A 17,690-nucleotide genomic window follows, 5' to 3' on the forward strand; every position below is an offset into this window, starting at 1 on the left:
CCGCATTCCGCTCACCTCTTCACCCGTCTGTGCCCTACCCGGGAGGCAGAAACGCCGGTCTCGCGGCCGGATCGGGTTCGTCGTAGTAGCGGTGGAACACCGCCGTCTGCCCACCGGACAACGGCGGGACGATCCAGCTCCACTCCGCCTGGCAACGGCGGCCGGCGCGCTCTTCCTTGGCGATGTGCGTGAGGAACCGCCGCGATTCGGTGTGGTGGTCGGCGACGGTCACGCCCGCCGCGTCGAAGGAATGCTGGACCGCCAGCGTCAGTTCGACCAGCGTGCGGTCACGCCACAGGGTGCGGTCCGATTTCGTCGACAGCCCCATCAGGTCCGCGATCACCGGGAGCAGGTCGTAGCGGTCGGCGTCGGCCAGGTTGCGCGCGCCGACCTCGGTGGCGAGATACCAGCCGTTGAACGGCGCCGCGGGGTAGGTGATCCCGCCGATGACCAGGCGCATGTTGCTGATCGCCGGCACCGCGTGCCAGCGCAGCCCGAGCCCGGCGAACCATCGGTGGTCGGGATGCGACAACGGGACCTCCAGCACGGCGTCCGCGGGCAGCCCGAACAGCCGCCGGTCCCCTTGTTCGGCCTCGATGAGCAGCGGGAGGACGTCGAAGGAGCCTTTGCGTTCGGGCGGGCGCCAACCGTGCTCCTGGACGGTCTCGGTGAAGTCGGCGTGGCGTGGATCGCCCAGTACCGATCCGTCGCCGAGCCGGTAGCCGGCGTACCGGATGAGCTGGTCGTTGTGGATCTTCGGCCCCGGCCCCGCCGGGCCGTCCGGCGCGAACACGGTGATGGTCGAGCGGATCCGGCCGTCCCGGGTCGCCTCGCGCAGATGCGTGACGCACTCGCCGGCGATGGCTTCCGCGCCTTCGACGTCACGACGATCCCGCACCTTCAGCCCCTGCCAATACAGCCTCCCGATGCACCGCGCGGAGTTCCGCCAGGCCACCCGGGCGCCGAACTCGACCTCGGCCGTGGTGTGCCGGTAGGTGCCGGTCTCGTGGATCTCGGCGCGAACGTGGTCGAGCCGCTCGCGTAGTGGTTCGGCGCCTCCGTCCGCCTCGGCGTGAAAGAGCCGGAGGAAGTCCTCCGCCTCGGCCACGTCCACGCTCCGTTCCCGCGGCCCCACCTCCGGAGGCAAGCGAGGGATATCCGTCACCTGCATGGAGGCCGTCGATACCTCCGCCTCCCACTCTCCGAATTCGACGCCGGCTCCGGCGGCGGGAACGATCACCATTCCTCCTGCACTCGGGAATGCCCGGAGGATCATGCCTGATCGGCGAGACGGCCGGGTCCGGACCAGACGAAAGAGGATACCTCACGGAAAGACGAGCACTATCCTCCAAATGGCAGAAGCCACCGCCTCGATGACATTTCCGCAGGCAGCGTGCTCGCCGACGACAATATTTGGAGTCGATTACCACTTCGCGTGATATTCACCGAATTGCGCCGGGCAAAATGATCACGCTTACCCAAGATCAGTTTTATGATCGTCATTCGTCACTCTTTCGAGCGTATTCATCCGCCTGCTCTTCTGTTCTTTCCCCATGCCGGTGTATTGACCCGCGGGGGCCATCGCTAGAGTGCGGGCATCCCGGCGGAAAGGAAAATCGTGGTCGACAGGCGGATTCCGGTCATCCTGGTCGCGGGCTTCCTCGGCTCCGGCAAGACCACACTGCTGAATCATCTGCTGGCCAACCGCCAAGGTGCGCGGATCGGTGTCGTGGTCAACGACTTCGGGAGCATCGCGGTCGACGCGATGGCCGTCTCCGGCCAGGTCGACACCATGATGGCGTTCGGCAACGGCTGCCTGTGCTGCGCCGTCGACGCGAGCGGCCTCGACGCCATGCTCGCCAAGCTTTCCGAGGCCGAGGCCGGCATCGACGTCATCGTGATCGAAGCCAGCGGGCTCGCCGAGCCACGCGACCTCATCCGCCTGATGATCGCCAGTGAGAATCCCGTCATCGCGTACGGCGGTCTCGTCGAACTCGTCGACGCGGCCGAGTTCGAGGCGACCAGGAAGCGGCATCCGGAACTGGACGAGCACCTCGGATTCGCCGACTTGGTCGTGCTCAACAAGACCGACCGGGCCGACGAAGAAGCCCTGGCCAAGCTGCGCGGCACGATCGACGAGATCGCGCCCGGCACCCCGGTGATCGCGACCTCACACGGCCGGATCGACCCCACGCTGTTCTTCGACGCCCGGCCACGCGACCGGGTGGGTCAGCTGTCGTTCGACGACCTCCGCGAGGAGGAGCACGACCACGAGCACCATTTCCACACGGCTTACGACAGCGTCGCCTTCACCGCCGAGCGGCCGCTGGACCCGCGGCGGCTGATGGACTTCCTCGAACAGCGCCCCGGCGGGCTCTACCGGATCAAGGGTTTCCTCGATTTCGGCCCGAACGGCCCGCGGTCCCGGTTCGGCCTGCACACCGTGGGCTCGTTCATCCAGCTGGAGCGGTCGGCGTGGCCGTCGGGCCAGGCGCGGCGGAGCGAACTGGTGCTGATCGGTTCAGGAATCGACACCGAGACCGTCACCGCACGCCTCAATGAGTGCGTCGCCGACGATCCCGCGGTCGTCGACGAGCGGGGAATGCTGCGCGTCCTCCGATTCATCCAGGATTGAATCAAGACTGACACGCCGAACGGCGGCGAATACCGGCTATCGCCGCGTGTCTGCTTGACACTGTCCCGTGGAAGGAAATCTCGAGCTGGACCACCTGTATCGGGAGGACAGTTCCATGACGAACACCGCCGGACGCTGGTACCTGGTCGGCGCGCTGCCGGAGGACTCCCCCGCCGCGCACCTGATGACCCGCTCCGAAGACCTCCGCTACCGGCGTTCCGCCTGCGGGGACAAGGAATCCCGGATGTGGACACCGGTGGATCTCACCACCAGCGACGTCGCTCCGTGCCCGCGCTGCGCCGCGACCCTGCCGGGCCACCGCTCCACCCGCGAGGCCGAGCCCGCCGTGAACACCCAGCTCGCCTTCGACCTGCCGCTCTGACCCCGCGTTCAGAGGACTGAATGCCCCTTGCGGCGGGCGGACGCCCTTAGTCCCTCTTCGCCCGGCTGGGCGCCACGCGAGGCGGCTCGTTCGGCATCTTCGGGTACACGGGCGGCCAGGGCGCGTCCATGAGCCCGTTCGCCATGTCCTTTCGGGACATTTCCAGCAACGGCTCGATCGACTGCGGTTTCGTTCTCTCCCAAGGGTCTCCGCGTTCGGCGAAGCGAGCGGGCACAGTGGACAGTGTCAGTTTGTCCGGCTCGACGGTCTCCAGTTCGTCCCAGCCGATCGGCGTCGACACCTGCCCGCCGACGCGCGGCCGCACACACCACGCGCCGAACACCGTCTTGTGCGGCGCGTTCTGGTTGAAGTCGACGAACACGCGAGAGCCGCGTTCTTCCTTCCACCACTGCGCCGTCATCTCTTCCGGATGACGGCGCTCGAGTTCACGGGCGAGCGCGACGGCGGCCGCGCGGACCTCGTAGGCGTCCCACTTCGGTTCCAGCGGAACGTAAAGATGCAAGCCGCGTGAACCGGAAGTCTTGATCTGCGCGGTGATGCCCAGTTCTTCGAGCAGCGCCTTCGTCAGGACGGCACCGTGCCGCAGTTCGGGGAACCCGATGCCCGGCGACGGGTCGAGGTCGACGCGCAACTGGTCGCTGATGTCCGGCGCGTCGGCCCGGTTCGGCCACACGTGGAACCCGAGGCAGCCCTGGTTCACCGCCCAGATGACGTGCGCGAGGTCCTTCGCCACGAGCGCGTCCGACGTGGTCCCGTTCGGAGTGGACACCACCGTCGTGGTCAGCCAGCCGGGCGCGTTCTTCGGGACCCGCTTCTGGAACCACGACTTCCCGCCCGCGCCGTCGGGATAGCGTTCCAGCAGCAGCGGCCTGTCGCCGAGTTGCGCCAGCAGCGGCTTCGAAACGGCGCGGTAGTACTCGACCAGGTCCAGTTTGGTCTCGCCGTTCTCCGGGAAGTAGACCTTGCCCGGATTGGACACCGTGAACTCGACGCCGTCCAGGTCCAGCGTGACCGGTTCCGACTTCATGTCTCCCCCAGCTCGGTGAACAGCGTGGCCAGCTCGGCGGGCGGGACCTCTTCGAGCTGCGCGTACGTGCACGAGGCCGGTTCGCGGTCCGGCCGGAAACGCACGAGCCTGCCGCCGTGGCGGAACCGCGTGCCCTCGACGTGCTCGTAGCGGACTTCGGCGACCCATTCGATGCGGACCGGCTCCCAGCTCAGATCCTTCTGCGGCGCCCACCGGCTGCCCGCGCCCGGCATCCGGCCGCCCGCCTCTTCGTGGGCCTCGGCCCACTCGCGCCAGGGATGGTTCTCCAGCGCGTTCTCCCGCAGCGGCGCGAGCTCGTCCACCAGCTCACGCCTTCTCGCGGCGGTGAAACTGCTGGCCACGCCCACGTGGTGCAGGACGCCCTCGTCGTTGTAGAGCCCGAGCAGCAGCGATCCGACGCCGGCGCCATCCTTGTGCCACCGGAACCCAGCGACGACGCAATCCGCGGTCCGCTGGTGCTTGACCTTCCACATCACGCGTTTGTCCTGCTCGTAGGGCGCGTCGGCGGGTTTGGCCATCACGCCGTCGAAGCCCGCGCCCTCGAACCGGGTGAACCAGTCCTGGGCGACGTCGGGGTCCTCGGACAGCGGGGTGAGGTGCACCCGGGCGAACTTCGTGTCGATGACGCTTTCGAGCAGCTTCCGCCGCTCCCCGAACGGCTCCGGCGTCAAGTCCCGGTCGTCCAGGGCCAGCAGGTCGAACACCACGAAACTGGTCGGCGTCTCGGCGGCGAGCTTGTTCACCCGGGACGCCGCCGGGTGCAGACGTAACTGAAGCGCCTCGAAATCGAGTCCACCCTCGGTGACCAGCACGATCTCGCCGTCGATCACGCAGCGCTCGGGCAGCGCCTCCTTGAGCAGCTCGACCAGTTCGGGGAAGTATCTCGTCAGCGGCCTGTCGTTGCGCGAGCCCAGCACGACCTCGTCGCCGTCGCGGAACACCACGCAGCGGAAGCCGTCCCACTTCGGCTCGTACAGCAGCCCCGGCGTGCGCGGCAGTTCGTGCACGGCCTTGGCCAGCATCGGCTTCACGGGTGGCATCACGGGCAATTCCACGACGTGATCCTAAGCCGGACCACCGACAAAAGCGCGGCGCTAAAGCTCGGCCAGGAGGAGCCCGCTGCGCGGTTTCGGCGTGAAATACGTGGCCTTCCTGGGCATCCGCAGCCCGGCCGCGTGGACGGCGAGCACTTCCGCGTACGGGACCGGGGCCAGCAACAACACCGCGTCCGCGTCCTCGGGCACCGGGGCTCCCGGCAGCAACGGACGCACGCCCGGCCCTTCCGGATCGACGCCGAGCACCCCGCTCAGCAGCTCCTGCTCGACCACGGCGTGGTCGCCGCCCGCCTTGCCGAGCACGACCCGGAAGGCCCGCGCCCCCGCCAGCACGGTCACCTCCCCCGCTTCGACGGGCGGCCTAGGCGGACCGGGGTGCACCTCGAACCCCGCCTCCGTCCAACGCCGGACCAGCGTCGTCGCGTCGAGACCGGTGCCCGCGAGCACCCGGTGGATGGGCCCGATCCGCAGCCCCGGTCCCCCGGTGACCAGCGCCAGCAACGCGCCCCGCCCCGACGCCGCGGCGGCCGCGACGCGGTGATTGCCGTCCGCGACCAGCAGGTCCAGCTCGTCGAGGGTCGCCAGCAGTGCGTCCTGGCCGTCGCCAGGACCGGCGAGCCACAGCTCGTGCTTGCGGCCCGCGCCGTCCACTGTGGACAGGGTGGGCGCCCGCCCCCGGCAGATCCGTTCGATCAGCGCGGTCAGCGCACGGCCACCGGTAGCGGGGACCAGCATGGCGGCGCTCGTGGCGACACCGAGCCCCGCGAGCATCGCGGCCCGCTCCGCGACGACGTCCGGATAGACGTCCTCGGTGTGCCGGACGCGGGTCACGCCGTCGGCCCGCACCGCCGCGGGGTCGACGAGGCACAGCACGCCCAGCGCGACGCCGTCCGGCCCGTCGATGCGATACGGCGCGACGACCGAGGCGACCGGGCGGTAATGCTGCTCCCGGATCCGCTCGAAAGTCGCTCTGGCCTGCGGCAACGCCTCCTCCATCGAGAGGCCTCCCGCCAGCGCGGCCGGGGTCCTGGCCGGATGCTGGACCGCCAGCAGGCTGTCCCCGCGCGCGCCGGCGAGCGCGGTGGCGACCCGGTCCGGGTCGGCGAACTCGTCGACGTCGGGCCCCGGGACGGTGTCGCGGACAACCCAGCCACGGTCGATCGGGCGGATCCAGGTGCTCATCCGATCCATTTTGCGGGATACCTCACGGAAAAAATCGGTCCCATGACCGGGTGTCTCCGTGGAATGCTTACCCATGCGAAACAGTTGACGCCCTTCATGAGCCCGAGGAGAGCCCCGCAGATGACCACCCCGGCCCCGGTCGCCGCGAAGGAAGGGGTCGGTTTCCGTTCGGAACGCGGTCCCGTCCTGATCGCCGTGATGCTGTGTTCCGGCCTGATCGCCCTGGACTCGACCATCATCGCGACGGCGGTGCCCTCGGTGGTCGCCGACCTGGGCGGGTTCTCGCAGTTCCCCTGGTTGTTCTCGATCTACCTGCTGACCCAGGCGGTCACCGTTCCGCTGTACGGCAAGTTCGCCGACGTGCTCGGCAGGCGGCCGGTGATGTTCTTCGGGATCGCGGCCTTCCTGCTGGGCTCGGTGCTGTGCGGCGCGGCCTGGAGCATGCCGGTACTGATCGCCGCCCGCGCCGTGCAGGGCATCGGCGCGGGTGCCATCCAGCCGATCGCGCTGACCATGGTCGGCGACATGTACACGGTCGAGGAACGCGCCAGGGTGCAGGGCTATCTCGCCAGCGTCTGGGCCATCTCGTCGGTGGTCGGGCCGACGCTGGGCGGCGTGTTCGCCGAGTACCTCGACTGGCGCTGGATCTTCTTCATCAACCTGCCGCTCGGCGCGCTGGCGGCGTGGATGCTGTTCCGGAACTTCCGCGAGCGCGTCGAACGCCGTTCGCACCGGATCGACTACCTCGGCGCCACGCTGCTCACCCTCGGCTGCTCGCTGCTGATCCTCGGCCTGCTCGAAGGCGGGGTCGCCTGGGGCTGGGCGTCCGCGCCGAGCCTGGTGATCTTCGCGGGCGCGGTGGTGCTGCTGACGGCGTTCGTGTTCGTGGAACGCAAGGCCGAAGAGCCGGTGCTGCCGCTGTGGATCTTCACCAAACGGACGCTGATCGGCGGGAACCTGGTCGCCGTCGTCGTCGGCATGCTGCTGATGGGGCTCACCTCGTACCTGCCGACGTTCTCCCAGGGAGTGCTCGGCACCGGCGCGCTCGTCGCCGGGTTCGCGCTGGCGGCGCTGACCGTCGGCTGGCCGATCTCGGCGTCGCTGGCGGGCCGGATCTACATGCGGATCGGGTTCCGGGACACCGCGCTGATCGGCAGCGGTGCCGTCATCGCGGGCGCCGGGCTGACGGTGTTCCTGGCGGCGGGGTCGTCGATCTGGCTGGCGGCCGCGGCGGCGTTCGTCCTCGGGCTGGGGCTGGGCCTGACGTCGAGCCCGACGCTGATCGCCGTGCAGTCCACCATCGGCTGGGAACGGCGCGGTGTCGTCACCGCGACCAACATGTTCAGCCGCTCGCTGGGCAGCGCGGTCGGGGTGGCGATGTTCGGCGCGATCGCGAACGCCACCCTGGCGAGCCGGTTCGCCAGTCCGCCCGCCGGGGTCTCCGGCCTGCCGTCCGGTGTCGACGCGACCAGCGTCGTCCTGGGCGGCGACGGTCCGGAGACACCGACGACGTCGTTCGTGCGGGACGCCCTCGCGGGCGCCACGCACCACGTCTTCCTGGCGATGCTGGTGGTCGCCGTGCTCAGCGTGGGCGCGCTGCTGCTGATGCCGCGGCGGACCGAAGAGCTGAAGTTCGACTAGTTCTGCAGCGGGACGGCGTGCTCGGCGAAGTTCTCGACGAACCGCTCGATCGGCTCCGGTCCGGCCGGGTACAGCACGAACTTGCTCAGCCCGGCGTCGATGTACTCGGCGACCAGATCGCGGGCGGCGCGCCAGCTGCCCGCGATCAGCCGGGACGGATCCGCGTCGGACCGTGCCGCGATCGAAGCCGCGAGCGCGTCCGGGATCCCGTCCTCGGCGACGATCAGGCTGATCCCGAAGTGGTCGGCCTCGACTTCCCGGTCCGCCTCGGCTGCGGCCTTCTGGATCGCCTCGCGGCCGGCCCGCGCCTCCTCCGGGGTGAGGAAGCTGGCCAGCCAGCCGTCCGCGAGCCTGCCGACCCGCCGCAGCGCGCCGGGCGCCTTCCCGCCGAGCCAGAGGTCGAGCCGCTTCACCGGGCGCATGCCCAGGCCCACGCCCTCGACGCGGAAGAACTCGCCCTCGAAGGTCACTTCTTCCTGTTCCAGCAACGCTTTGATCAGGAGCAACGACTCGTCGAACACCGCCGCGCGACGGCCTTGCGGCACCGGGAAAAGCGGGAGTTCGGCTTCGCGGGCGGGCTTCAGGCCGAAGACCGGGAGCACCCTTTTCGGCGCGAGCGCGGCGAGTGAGGCGAGTTGTTTGGCGACGAGCACCGGGTCACGGCCGGGCAGCACCAGCACGCCGGTGCCGACCTTCAGGTTCGAGGTGCGGGCGAGAGCGTGCGTCACCCCGACGACCGGGTCGATCCTGGGCGAATACACCGCCTCGGGCAGCCAGAGCGAATCGACGCCCGCCCGCTCCAGCAGATCCACAGCGGCACCGAACTCCTCGGGCGCCGTCCCGGTCCCCAGCCCGGCACCGACCCTGATCTTCAGCTCCTCCGCCACACTCGCTCCCTTCCGCCCGGGCCCGGGATTCGGGCCGATGTCCAGTTTTCACACCAGGACCCGGCGTGAACAACCCCGCACACCCATGGACTCTTCCCGCGAATTCCCCGTACATTCGGGTGTCGTGCGGGCCGTTCCCGCGCGGAATGGGGGATTTTCGATGGCAGGGCAGGCTTTCCGCAGTTGGACACGGTGCTTCCACCCGGCGCCCGCGGCCGGGATGCGGCTCGTCGCCTTCCCGCACGCCGGCGGCTCGGCGAGCGCGTACCGGCAGCTTTCGGCCGCTCTCTCGCCCACCGTCGAGGTGCACACCGTCCAGTACCCGGGACGACAGGACCGCATGGCCGAGCCGGTCATCGACGATCTGCACGTCCTTGCCGATCAGCTGGTGGACGTCGTCGCCGCGCTGCCGAAGCCGTTCGCCCTCTTCGGCCACAGCATGGGCGCCATCGTCGCGTTCGAGCTCGCACGGCGCCTCGAAGCGCGCGGACTCGTTCCCGCGGCGCTGTTCGTGTCGGCCCGCCGCGGCCCGGACGTGTTCAAGGAGAGGGCGCACCATCTCGCCGACGACGACACGTTCCTCGCCGAAGTCAGCAGGCTCGGCGGTACGGACGCGTCGATCTTCGACGACCCGGACATCCGCGCGCTCGCGTTGCCCGCGCTGCGCGGCGACTACAAGGCCGTCGAGACCTACCGCTACCGGCCCGGTCCCGACGTGAGCTGCCCCGTCGTGGCGCTCGCCGGAGACGCGGACCCCGTCATCGACGTTCCGGACGTCGAAAACTGGCGTGAGCACACCACCGGCACCTTCGAAACGGCGGTGTACCGGGGCGGGCACTTCTTCGTCGACGACAATCTGGACGCCGTCGCCTCCCGCATCCTCGGCAAGCTGACCGTCAGCCCCTGACCTTTCAGGCCCAGCCGGACAGTTCCTTGGCCAGCGCGGACGGTCCGCCCGCGGTGCGCAACGTGGGCGCGCCCGGCCAGCAGTCCTGGTGGTTCCCGGTGCGCAGGGTCTCGGCGAACCGGGCCACCAGACGGGGCTGTGACGCCACCGTCCGGCCTCCGAGGTAGGCGACGACGACGTGGTGGTCGTCGCCGGAGTGCGTCGCGACGGCGGCGGACCAGCCGTGCTCTTCGTGCCATATCAGGTCGACGTCGCGTTCGGGGAAGCCGGGAAGGCGCCAGTTCAGCCTCAACCGGGCGGTGACGGGATCGACGAGGTCGGCCGTGCACGCGTCCATCCGTATACCCAGTGCCGCTGCCACGTCCTCCAGATAGGCGTTCAGCCTGGTCATGAGATCCAGACCTGCTTCCGTGGGCGCGGGGGTCGAGGTGGTCACGGTCCCTCAGCTTCCTGTCACTTTGAGTTGGCGTGACGGGAATTACCCACCCCGGGCCGGCTTCACACTCTCATTTCGTCACACCACGGTTTCGGGTCGGTCAAGCCGTGGCTTCGATGACCCGCGTCAGTGCCTTGTGCAGCGCCTCCAGCTCGGAAACCTCCATGCCGAGCTTTTCGACGACGCGGTACGGGATCTTTTCCGCCTCCGCGCGCAGGGCACGACCCGATTCCGTCAGCTCGACCGTCAGCAGCCGTTCGTCCTCGGCGCTGCGCCTGCGGGTGACGTACCCGATCGTCTCCAGCCTTTTGAGCAGTGGTGACAGCGTCGCGGGCTCGGCGCGCAGAGCGGCGCTCAGGTCCTTCACCGCCTGCGGGCCCCGCTCCCACAGCGCCAGCATGACCAGGTACTGCGGATGGGTGAGTCCGTGGGGTTCGAGCAGTGGGCGGTAGATGGCGATGACGCTGCGCGACGCGACCGACAGCGCGAAACACACCTGACGCTCCAGCGCGAGCGGATCCTCGCCCAGATCGATCGACTTCATCTCCGGCCCTTCCGAGTTCATGCCGCGAATCCTAGCCGTGGCGTGCGCGACACTAAAGATTAGCGTGCTAATCATTAGTGTACTGTGACGGACATCGACGGAAGGAGTCGCCCGATGCCCCGCAAGCGCCCGGATGTGTTCCGCTGGCTGTGGTACTCACTCGGCGGCAGGCTGCCCGAGCGCTACCACGACTGGATTCTCCACGACGCGACCACCGGAAGCTGGCGCTGGCGGCACGTCGCCCGCAGCACGGTGATGATCGCCCCGCTCTGCGCGGTGTGGCTGCTCCTGCCCGGCCCGCTCCCCCTGCGGCTCGCGATCGTGCTGATGGCCGCGCTCGTGGCGTACTTCTACTCGATGGCCTACATGGAGGAGAGCATCGAGCACCGGCTCGCCAAGAACGGCTTCCCGCCGGGCATCGGGCGGCGGACGCGCGCCGAGGCGACCGCGATCGCGGAGGCCGAGGTGACGGAGCGGTATCTGGCGCGGTATCGCGACCAGGCCGGCGCCTGACCCCGCTTCGCGTGCGGGCTCCTGCTCGCACTGGGGTTTGCCTCGTCGGTGTTGCGGTGACCGTGTCGCGAAAGCCACTTTCGGGACATCAGACGTCGCGAAAGTGGCTTTCGCGACACAGAAGCGCGGCTCTCCACAGCGGCTCAGGCCGCACGGCGCGTGCGGGCCTCAGCGGCACGATACGCGGCCACCAGTTCGGCGACCACGCGCTTCGGCTCCGTCCGCAGTCGGCTGGGCAAGGTCTGGAGGACAGTGATACCGGCGGCGGCGTACCTGGCGTTCCTCGCCACAGTCGCGGCGTAGTGCTGTTTGCCGAAGTGGAAATCGTACGAATCGATCTCCCAAGCCAAATTCACCGCCACGAAGTATCCGTCGGCGGTCGCGATGTACTCACCGTTTTCGTCCCGCAGTTCGTGATTCCATCGCGGCTCCGGCAAACCACTCGTACGCCACACTCTCATCGCGTCGACCTCCGCGGCCGACCGTGCTCCGCCGGCGATGCGACGCAAGGCCTCGCGCGGGATCGCAGTACCGCGACTGCTCCCTTCGTCGAGTTCGGCGAACAGCTCCGGAAGGCTCACACCCCGCTGCACCGCCTCGGCAAGCAGAGCCGAAACCTCCTGCCGTGAGCCGAGCCGGCGGCACTCGTCGAGAACCGATCGGACCAAGGGCGCCAGCGGTACCCCGTCAAACACGATCGCCTGCGGCAGCCGGGTAGTGCGTTCGATGATCACGTGCCCGGAACTGCCGACCTTGCGTTCGAGAGGCACGAGGAGGTGGACACGGAATACATCACTCGGGAGCATGCTCAAACCTTGGCGACGGCACGCGATCGCTCCCGTCACCACCGCGTCCGGCCCGGCGTACAGAAGAGCGGCGTCGACCAGTTGCCGTCGCGTCGGCTCGCCGGAATTCAGCAGCAAGACACCCGGCAGCAGCCGTCGCCACTGTTTTCCAGGGCGGCAACGCCGATAGCAGGTCCTCGACGGGACGCCGAGTTCCATCAATCGGGCGACCGTGATCACGCCGCCACGACTGTGCTGGTAGAGCCGCTCGTGATCACGAGCCCCATCTCCGGCTTTCACCCCTTGATCGTCGGCGTTCCCGTCCCCGGTCGCCAGTACCTTCCGCCCAACCTGTGGACAACTCGCCACACCAGCCCCACTGTGGATAACTCGGCAGAGGGCGTCGCGAAAGCCACTTTCGCGACGTCTGATGTCCTGAAAGCCACTTTCGGGACACCCTCCACCTGCCCGACCGGCGGCCCACGACCAGGCCGGAAGAGCCGCCGCGGCTAAAGTGCGTGGTGATGAGACGCAAGCTCCGCCCGCCGCTCCCGCCCCGTCACGGGCTCGACCCCGCGAGGCTCAAGATGCCCGCCGAGGGACCGTGGACGACGCTGCGGGAGCACCTCGTCGAGCGGCTCCCCCGGGTCACGCCCGAGCGGATCGAGGAGATGCTCCGTGAAGAGCGCATCGTCGGGCTGGACGGGCCGCTGGGTGTCGATTCACCGTTCGTGCCGGACTCGTTCATCTGGTTCCATCGCGACCTTCCCGACGAGGTCGACGTCCCGTTCGAGGTCTCCGTCGTCCACCGCGACGAGCATTTCCTGATCGCCGACAAGCCGCATTTCCTCGCGACGATCCCGCGCGGACGGCACATTCTGCAGACCGCGCTGGTCCGTCTCCGCCGTGAACTCGATCTCCCGCGACTCAGCCCCGCGCACCGGCTCGACCGGGTGACCGCCGGGCTCATCCTGTTCGTGATCACCCCCGAGGTCCGCGGCAAGTATCAGACGATGTTCCGGGATCGCTTGGTACACAAGGAATACGAGGCGATCGCGCGCCACGATCCGGATATCGCGATGCCGCGCGCGATCAGCAGCCGCATCGTCAAGGAACGCGGGGTCATCGCCGCGCAAGAGGTCGACGGGCCGCCCAACGCCGAAACCCGCGTCGAGCTGATCGAGCACCGCGACGGCCTCGGCCGCTACCGTCTGCTCCCGGCGACCGGCCGCACCCATCAGCTCAGACTGCACATGAGCGGCCTGGGATTGCCGATTCTCGGCGACGACTTCTACCCCGAGCTGACCGAAACCCCGCTCGACGACTTCACCGAACCCTTGCAGCTGCTGGCGAAAGTCCTCGAGTTCACCGATCCGGTCAGCGGGGAACGCCGCCGGTTCGAAAGCCGGCGGACCCTCGAAGCGTGGACGGACCTCGACGCCTGGCGCCGAGGTCCGTGACGCCGCTTCACTTGCGCCAGAACTTGATCCCGCTCCAGGTCACCTTGACCGGCCCGGCGCCACTGGCCGTCCGATAGGAGCCGAACTTGTCGTAGTAGCTGCCGCTGCTACTGCTCACCGTCTGCTTCAGCGAACCGTTGATGTACACCTTGTGCGTGCTCCCCACCTGGTGCACGGTGTTGACCCGCGCCGAAGTCCCGACGGTCGCCCCGCTCCCCAGGGTCTCCCCGCCGTGGACGGCGTAGAGCCGGCCGCCGCGTTCGACCGCGAGCATGAAGTACGGCCCGGCGGTCGGTGCGTCACGGAAGGTCTGTTTCAGGCTGATCCGGGTGCCCGCCATGCTGGTGATCCGGAACGAGCCCTCGAACTGCCGGGTCCCGCCGGTGTAGGTCGCGTAGCGCCGTTCCGCCCGCTGGTCACCGCTCCCGGTGGAGCAGGTCAGCTCGAAATTCAGCCCGTCGACCTTGCCGCATCCTCGCTCCTGGACGGTGAACGAGGGGTTCTCCGCCGTCCACGGCCCGGTTCCGACCTGGGCGTTCGCCGGCATCGCCGACGCCACCAGGCCGAGAGCGGCCGCCGCGACCACCCCGGCGGTCCGAAGTCGTCTCCGCATCCTGCCTCCTGCGCACTCAGGGCGGCGGTGATGGTCCAGACCAGGACCAGGCTGCGACTGTACGAGCACGAACCGTCATCGGACAAGACGTTGACGCCCCGACGTCCCGCTGATTGGGTAATGACGGTGATCCTCTCCATGACGGTCCTCGAAGGACTGGCGGCCGGGACGATCGACCTGGTCTACCGGCGCTGGCCGAAGCAGAACGTCCGTCCGGGCGACGTCATGCGCCTGGAAGCCGGGGTGATCGAGGTCGACTCGGTCGAGATCGTCGATCCCGCCACCATCACCGACGCCGACGCACGCCGTTCCGGGGCGGAGTCCGCGAACGCGGTCCGCGGGATCTTGCGCGGCCCGGCGGACGCCCCCGTGTACCGTATCCGCCTGCTCTATATCGGACCCGATCCCCGGCGGGCACTCAGCGCGGAGACCGCACTGTCCGAAAAGGACGTCGACGCCATCCGCAAACGTTTGTCCAAGATGGACAGACGCCGTCCGTGGACGCACGAGACCTTGCGGGTCATCGCCGACAACCCCGGCCGCCGGGCGCAGGAACTCGCCGACCTCCTCGGCCGAGAGAAGGAGCCGTTGAAGGTCGACATCCGCAAGCTCAAGGGTCTCGGCCTGACCCACAGCCTCGAAGTCGGCTACCGGATCTCCCCGCGCGGCGCGGCCTACCTCAGGCTCACCGAGGATCCCGGTAGAACGCGCTGAGTTCCGGGACGAGCCGCTCCGGCGGGACACTGTGGAACTCGCCGTCCAGTTCGACCTGCCTCGCTCCCGGAACCACCTTCGCGGTGGCGGCAGCGGCGGCCTTCAGCCAGTCCGTACTGCCGTTGCTGTTCACCACGAGGACGGGCGTCGCGATCGACGCCAGTTCGTCCGGGACCTTCGCGTCGCCCATCACGAAGGCGTCGTAGACGAGCGTGGGCGCGAACGACCGGAGTTCGGCCCACACCGGCGTGGCCTTGGCCTCGGCGACGGCTTCCGCCGGGGAACCGACCGCGGACATCATGAACAGGGCGACGGCGTCGTCCCAGCGATCCGAGGCGATCAGCTCGCGCATCTCGTCGGCGTACCCCTCGGCGACTTCTTCGGTTTCTCCGCGATACGGCGATTCGAAGACCGAAAGCCGCGCCATCGGCACTCCTGCCGCCGCGGCGAGCAGTGCCAGCGCACCGCCGGAGGAGATGCCGTGCACGATCACCGGCTCGTCCGCCGCGGCGACGACGGCGGCGAGGTCTTCGATCTCGCGCTCGACCGCGTACGGCGCGGTGTCCCCGCTGTCGCCTCGACCCCGGCGGTCGTAGGTCACCACGGAGAACTCGGCCGCCAGCTCCGCGACCAGCGGCTCGTCACCGCGCCGGTCGTTGGCGGCACCCGCGACGATCACCACCACCGGCCCGGCGCCGCGTCGTTCGAACGCGATCGGCGTCCCGTCCGCGGATCTGACTGTGTCGATCATGCGGACATCGTGCCCCGTGTCGCCGCCGGACGCAGGTCATTTATCTCACTCGAACACCCGTTCGACAAATGATCGGAACCGGGGTAGGTTCGGTTGCCATGACACCCGCGCTTCAAGCCTCGCTCTTCGACGAGTGCGCCGCCCTCGGGCTCGGCTCGCTCGGCGGATTGCGGCGCACAGAGCTGACCCGGGGTGCCTGGATCGACGTGCTGCCCGGCTGGCTCGCGGGCGCCGACGAACTGTTCACCCGGCTCGCCGAAGACGTGCCCTGGCACGCCGAACGACGGCAGATGTACGACCGCGTCGTCGCCGTCCCCCGGCTGCTGAGCTACTACCGCGAGGGCATGCCGCTCCCCCACCCGATCCTCACCGAGGCGCGCGAGACGCTCTCGGCGCATTACGCGGACGAGCTCGGCGAGCCGTTCGTGACCTCCGGTCTGTGCTTCTACCGGGACGGGCGCGACAGCGTCGCCTGGCACGGCGACGACACCGGCCGCTCGCGCACCGAGGACACCATGGTCGCGATCGTCTCGGTCGGCGCCGCCCGGCAGCTGGCGCTGCGCCCGCGCGGCGGAGGCGAGACCGTCCGGCACGCCCTCGGCCACGGCGACCTCATCGTCATGGGCGGCAGCTGCCAGCGCACCTGGGAACACGCCATCCCCAAGACCGCCAAACCCGTCGGACCACGGATCAGCATCCAGTTCCGGCCGAGAGGAGTCGCCTGAGACTCAGTCCAGCAGCACGGGAAGCGCGTCGACGCCGTAGACGATCGAGACCCTCCGGAAGCCCACCTCGTCCGGTTCGATCGCCAGCCGCATCTCCGGGAACCTGCGGACCAGCGCGGGATACGCGGTGCGCAGTTCCATCCTGGCCAGTTCCGCGCCGATGCACCGGTGGATGCCCCAGCCGAAGGCGAGGTGCGACGTCGGCTCGCGGGTCGCGTCGAACTTCTCCATGTCCTCGCCCAGGACGCCGTCGCGGTTCGCGACGCTGAGCGAGCACAGGACGATGTCGCCCTTCGAGATCCGGACGCCGGCGATCTCCATGTCCTCTTTGGCGAAACGCGGGAAGGCCATCTGCACGACGGTCAGGTAGCGCAGCAGTTCCTCGACGAACTTGTGGACGGCGTCGTCGTCACCGCGGACGGTGTCGAACAGCGCACGGTCCTTCAGCAGCACGAGCGCGCCGAGGGCGAGCATGCTCGCCGTGGTCTCCAGCCCGCCGGTGAGCACGCCGTCGGCGAGGCCCGCCAGTTCGCGGTCGTCGATCTCGTCGCCGTGCTCCTTGATGAGCATGCCGAGGAGACCGTCGCCCGGGTTCGCCCGCTGCTTCTTGACGATGTCGTCCAGATAGGACAGTGACTCCGTCATCGCGCCGAGTGACGCTCCCGCGCCGCCGAAGAGGTCGAAGCGCGCGGTGCTCAGGCGCTGGAAGTCGTCGCGGTCCTCGTACGGGACGCCCAGCAGCTCGCAGATCGTGAGCGACGGGATCGGCAGGGCGAAGGCCTCCCACAGGTCGACGGGTCCGTCCACCTTCGCCATCGCGTCGAGCTGGTCGGCGACGATCTCGTCGATTCGCGGCGCCAGCCGGGACAGCCGCCGCATGGTGAACTCCGGCGTGAGCAGACGCCGCAGCCTGGTGTGCACCGGCGGATCGGCGAAACCGAGCCCGCCGGGGTTCTGGTCCTCGGTCACGCCCGCGTTCCCGACCAGGTTCGTGAAGTCGCTGCTGAACTCGGTCACCTTGCCGAGCACGGCCTTGGCCTCGTCGTAGCCGGTGACCAGCCAGGCGTTCATCCCGAACGGCAGGTCCAGCTTGCTGATCGGCTCGTCCGCGCGGATCCGGCCCAGCTCGGGCACCGGGTCGAGGCCGTCGCGTTTGAGCGGCATCAGCGCGTTGTCCGGGATGATCGACATCTTGGCCAGGTCGAAGCCGTTTTTCTGCTGACGCGCGAGGTAGCGGCGGCCGATCCACGCCAGCACGCGCGAGCGAATGCTCCCCATACCCCGCACCCTACTCCAGCCACTGGCCACCTGACCTGGCACAACAGGCCTGCTTCGCCCGGCCGGGCACGAATTTCGACGGCTGTTCACCCGCCGTCCCACTCGATTCGTCA

General features: G+C 69.0%; 19 protein-coding genes. 8 read left to right on the forward strand and 11 right to left on the reverse strand.

Annotated elements, in window-relative coordinates:
- Positions 1 to 34: 34 nt before the first annotated feature.
- Complete coding sequence (locus AB0N89_RS05085; RefSeq protein WP_364200334.1) at positions 35 to 1,243, reverse strand: nitric oxide synthase oxygenase; 1,209 nt, start codon at positions 1,241 to 1,243, stop codon at positions 35 to 37.
- Between the two features lie 375 nt (positions 1,244 to 1,618).
- Here AB0N89_RS05085 and AB0N89_RS05090 point away from each other — a divergent pair, with 375 nt between their 5' ends.
- Positions 1,619 to 2,635: a GTP-binding protein gene (locus tag AB0N89_RS05090; protein ID WP_364200335.1), complete on the forward strand. Its 1,017-nt coding sequence runs from the start codon at positions 1,619 to 1,621 to the stop codon at positions 2,633 to 2,635.
- Positions 2,636 to 2,750: 115 nt separating this feature from the next.
- On the forward strand, positions 2,751 to 3,017 hold the full coding sequence (locus AB0N89_RS05095) for a hypothetical protein (RefSeq protein ID WP_364200337.1): 267 nt from the start codon (positions 2,751 to 2,753) through the stop codon (positions 3,015 to 3,017).
- A 46-nt stretch (positions 3,018 to 3,063) separates the two neighbouring features.
- On the opposite strand, the gene ligD is transcribed toward AB0N89_RS05095, so the two are convergent.
- From ligD to AB0N89_RS05110, 3 genes are read right to left on the reverse strand one after another with little or no spacing between them, the layout of a single operon-like run.
- Positions 3,064 to 4,065 (reverse strand): non-homologous end-joining DNA ligase, encoded by a 1,002-nt coding sequence (ligD, locus tag AB0N89_RS05100; protein WP_364200339.1) that lies wholly within the window; start codon positions 4,063 to 4,065, stop codon positions 3,064 to 3,066.
- Complete coding sequence (locus tag AB0N89_RS05105; protein ID WP_364200341.1) at positions 4,062 to 5,141, reverse strand: ATP-dependent DNA ligase; 1,080 nt, start codon at positions 5,139 to 5,141, stop codon at positions 4,062 to 4,064. The genes ligD and AB0N89_RS05105 overlap by 4 nt, the downstream gene beginning before the upstream one ends.
- A 39-nt stretch (positions 5,142 to 5,180) precedes the next feature.
- A complete protein-coding gene (locus tag AB0N89_RS05110) occupies positions 5,181 to 6,332 on the reverse strand; it encodes a DUF1015 family protein (RefSeq protein WP_364200343.1) in 1,152 nt (383 codons plus the stop codon).
- A gap of 111 nt (positions 6,333 to 6,443) precedes the next feature.
- Here AB0N89_RS05110 and AB0N89_RS05115 point away from each other — a divergent pair, with 111 nt between their 5' ends.
- Entirely contained in the window at positions 6,444 to 7,964 is a 1,521-nt protein-coding gene (locus AB0N89_RS05115) for an MDR family MFS transporter (RefSeq protein ID WP_364200345.1), read from the forward strand.
- Here AB0N89_RS05115 and AB0N89_RS05120 read toward each other — a convergent pair.
- The gene (locus tag AB0N89_RS05120; protein WP_364200347.1) at positions 7,961 to 8,851 is read right to left on the reverse strand and encodes a TIGR03854 family LLM class F420-dependent oxidoreductase; all 891 of its coding nucleotides are present in this window, start codon (positions 8,849 to 8,851) and stop codon (positions 7,961 to 7,963) included. The two genes, AB0N89_RS05115 and AB0N89_RS05120, sit on opposite strands and share 4 nt — an antisense overlap.
- Before the next feature lie 160 nt (positions 8,852 to 9,011).
- Between AB0N89_RS05120 and AB0N89_RS05125 the strand changes: the two genes are divergently transcribed.
- Positions 9,012 to 9,758: an alpha/beta fold hydrolase gene (locus AB0N89_RS05125; protein ID WP_364200349.1), complete on the forward strand. Its 747-nt coding sequence runs from the start codon at positions 9,012 to 9,014 to the stop codon at positions 9,756 to 9,758.
- 4 nt (positions 9,759 to 9,762) lie between these two features.
- Here the strand turns inward: AB0N89_RS05125 and AB0N89_RS05130 are convergent, their stop codons facing one another.
- A complete protein-coding gene (locus AB0N89_RS05130; RefSeq protein ID WP_364200351.1) occupies positions 9,763 to 10,194 on the reverse strand; it encodes a DUF6292 family protein in 432 nt (143 codons plus the stop codon).
- Positions 10,195 to 10,294: 100 nt separating this feature from the next.
- The gene (locus tag AB0N89_RS05135; RefSeq protein ID WP_364200467.1) at positions 10,295 to 10,738 is read right to left on the reverse strand and encodes a MarR family transcriptional regulator; all 444 of its coding nucleotides are present in this window, start codon (positions 10,736 to 10,738) and stop codon (positions 10,295 to 10,297) included.
- 114 nt (positions 10,739 to 10,852) lie between these two features.
- Between AB0N89_RS05135 and AB0N89_RS05140 the strand changes: the two genes are divergently transcribed.
- Entirely contained in the window at positions 10,853 to 11,251 is a 399-nt protein-coding gene (locus tag AB0N89_RS05140; RefSeq protein ID WP_364200353.1) for a DUF5313 domain-containing protein, read from the forward strand.
- Between the two features lie 143 nt (positions 11,252 to 11,394).
- Here AB0N89_RS05140 and AB0N89_RS05145 read toward each other — a convergent pair whose 3' ends face one another.
- Entirely contained in the window at positions 11,395 to 12,276 is an 882-nt protein-coding gene (locus AB0N89_RS05145) for a hypothetical protein (protein WP_364200355.1), read from the reverse strand.
- Between the two features lie 284 nt (positions 12,277 to 12,560).
- Between AB0N89_RS05145 and AB0N89_RS05150 the strand changes: the two genes are divergently transcribed.
- Positions 12,561 to 13,496, forward strand: coding sequence for a pseudouridine synthase (locus tag AB0N89_RS05150; protein WP_364200357.1), 936 nt, complete (start codon positions 12,561 to 12,563; stop codon positions 13,494 to 13,496).
- A 7-nt stretch (positions 13,497 to 13,503) separates the two neighbouring features.
- Here AB0N89_RS05150 and AB0N89_RS05155 read toward each other — a convergent pair whose 3' ends face one another.
- Positions 13,504 to 14,109, reverse strand: a complete 606-nt coding sequence (locus AB0N89_RS05155; RefSeq protein ID WP_364200358.1) for a hypothetical protein — start codon at positions 14,107 to 14,109, stop codon at positions 13,504 to 13,506.
- Positions 14,110 to 14,247: 138 nt separating this feature from the next.
- Between AB0N89_RS05155 and AB0N89_RS05160 the strand changes: the two genes are divergently transcribed.
- Entirely contained in the window at positions 14,248 to 14,823 is a 576-nt protein-coding gene (locus tag AB0N89_RS05160) for a hypothetical protein (protein ID WP_364200360.1), read from the forward strand.
- Here the strand turns inward: AB0N89_RS05160 and AB0N89_RS05165 are convergent.
- Positions 14,795 to 15,574, reverse strand: coding sequence for an alpha/beta fold hydrolase (locus AB0N89_RS05165; RefSeq protein WP_364200362.1), 780 nt, complete (start codon positions 15,572 to 15,574; stop codon positions 14,795 to 14,797). The two genes, AB0N89_RS05160 and AB0N89_RS05165, sit on opposite strands and share 29 nt — an antisense overlap.
- Before the next feature lie 98 nt (positions 15,575 to 15,672).
- Here AB0N89_RS05165 and AB0N89_RS05170 point away from each other — a divergent pair, with 98 nt between their 5' ends.
- Complete coding sequence (locus AB0N89_RS05170; protein ID WP_364200364.1) at positions 15,673 to 16,299, forward strand: alpha-ketoglutarate-dependent dioxygenase AlkB; 627 nt, start codon at positions 15,673 to 15,675, stop codon at positions 16,297 to 16,299.
- A gap of 3 nt (positions 16,300 to 16,302) precedes the next feature.
- Here the strand turns inward: AB0N89_RS05170 and AB0N89_RS05175 are convergent, their stop codons facing one another.
- Complete coding sequence (locus tag AB0N89_RS05175; RefSeq protein WP_364200366.1) at positions 16,303 to 17,577, reverse strand: cytochrome P450; 1,275 nt, start codon at positions 17,575 to 17,577, stop codon at positions 16,303 to 16,305.
- Between the last annotated feature and the right edge of the window lie 113 nt (positions 17,578 to 17,690).

The sequence above is a fragment of the Amycolatopsis sp. NPDC089917 genome (assembly GCF_040684635.1).
Lineage (GTDB): Bacteria > Actinomycetota > Actinomycetes > Mycobacteriales > Pseudonocardiaceae > Amycolatopsis.

Excerpts from the sequence above, each read along its gene's own strand:
- AB0N89_RS05155 (WP_364200358.1), bottom strand. The coding sequence starts at position 14,109 with ATGCGGAGACGACTTCGGACCGCCGGGGTGGTCGCGGCGGCCGCTCTC.
- AB0N89_RS05125 (WP_364200349.1), top strand. The coding sequence starts at position 9,012 with ATGGCAGGGCAGGCTTTCCGCAGTTGGACACGGTGCTTCCACCCGGCG.
- AB0N89_RS05095 (WP_364200337.1), top strand. The coding sequence starts at position 2,751 with ATGACGAACACCGCCGGACGCTGGTACCTGGTCGGCGCGCTGCCGGAG.
- AB0N89_RS05170 (WP_364200364.1), top strand. The coding sequence starts at position 15,673 with ATGACACCCGCGCTTCAAGCCTCGCTCTTCGACGAGTGCGCCGCCCTC.
- AB0N89_RS05165 (WP_364200362.1), bottom strand. The coding sequence starts at position 15,574 with ATGATCGACACAGTCAGATCCGCGGACGGGACGCCGATCGCGTTCGAA.
- AB0N89_RS05115 (WP_364200345.1), top strand. The coding sequence starts at position 6,444 with ATGACCACCCCGGCCCCGGTCGCCGCGAAGGAAGGGGTCGGTTTCCGT.
- AB0N89_RS05150 (WP_364200357.1), top strand. The coding sequence starts at position 12,561 with ATGAGACGCAAGCTCCGCCCGCCGCTCCCGCCCCGTCACGGGCTCGAC.
- AB0N89_RS05135 (WP_364200467.1), bottom strand. The coding sequence starts at position 10,738 with ATGAAGTCGATCGATCTGGGCGAGGATCCGCTCGCGCTGGAGCGTCAG.
- AB0N89_RS05175 (WP_364200366.1), bottom strand. The coding sequence starts at position 17,577 with ATGGGGAGCATTCGCTCGCGCGTGCTGGCGTGGATCGGCCGCCGCTAC.
- AB0N89_RS05140 (WP_364200353.1), top strand. The coding sequence starts at position 10,853 with ATGCCCCGCAAGCGCCCGGATGTGTTCCGCTGGCTGTGGTACTCACTC.
- AB0N89_RS05085 (WP_364200334.1), bottom strand. The coding sequence starts at position 1,243 with ATGGTGATCGTTCCCGCCGCCGGAGCCGGCGTCGAATTCGGAGAGTGG.
- ligD (WP_364200339.1), bottom strand. The coding sequence starts at position 4,065 with ATGAAGTCGGAACCGGTCACGCTGGACCTGGACGGCGTCGAGTTCACG.
- AB0N89_RS05110 (WP_364200343.1), bottom strand. The coding sequence starts at position 6,332 with ATGGATCGGATGAGCACCTGGATCCGCCCGATCGACCGTGGCTGGGTT.
- AB0N89_RS05160 (WP_364200360.1), top strand. The coding sequence starts at position 14,248 with ATGACGGTCCTCGAAGGACTGGCGGCCGGGACGATCGACCTGGTCTAC.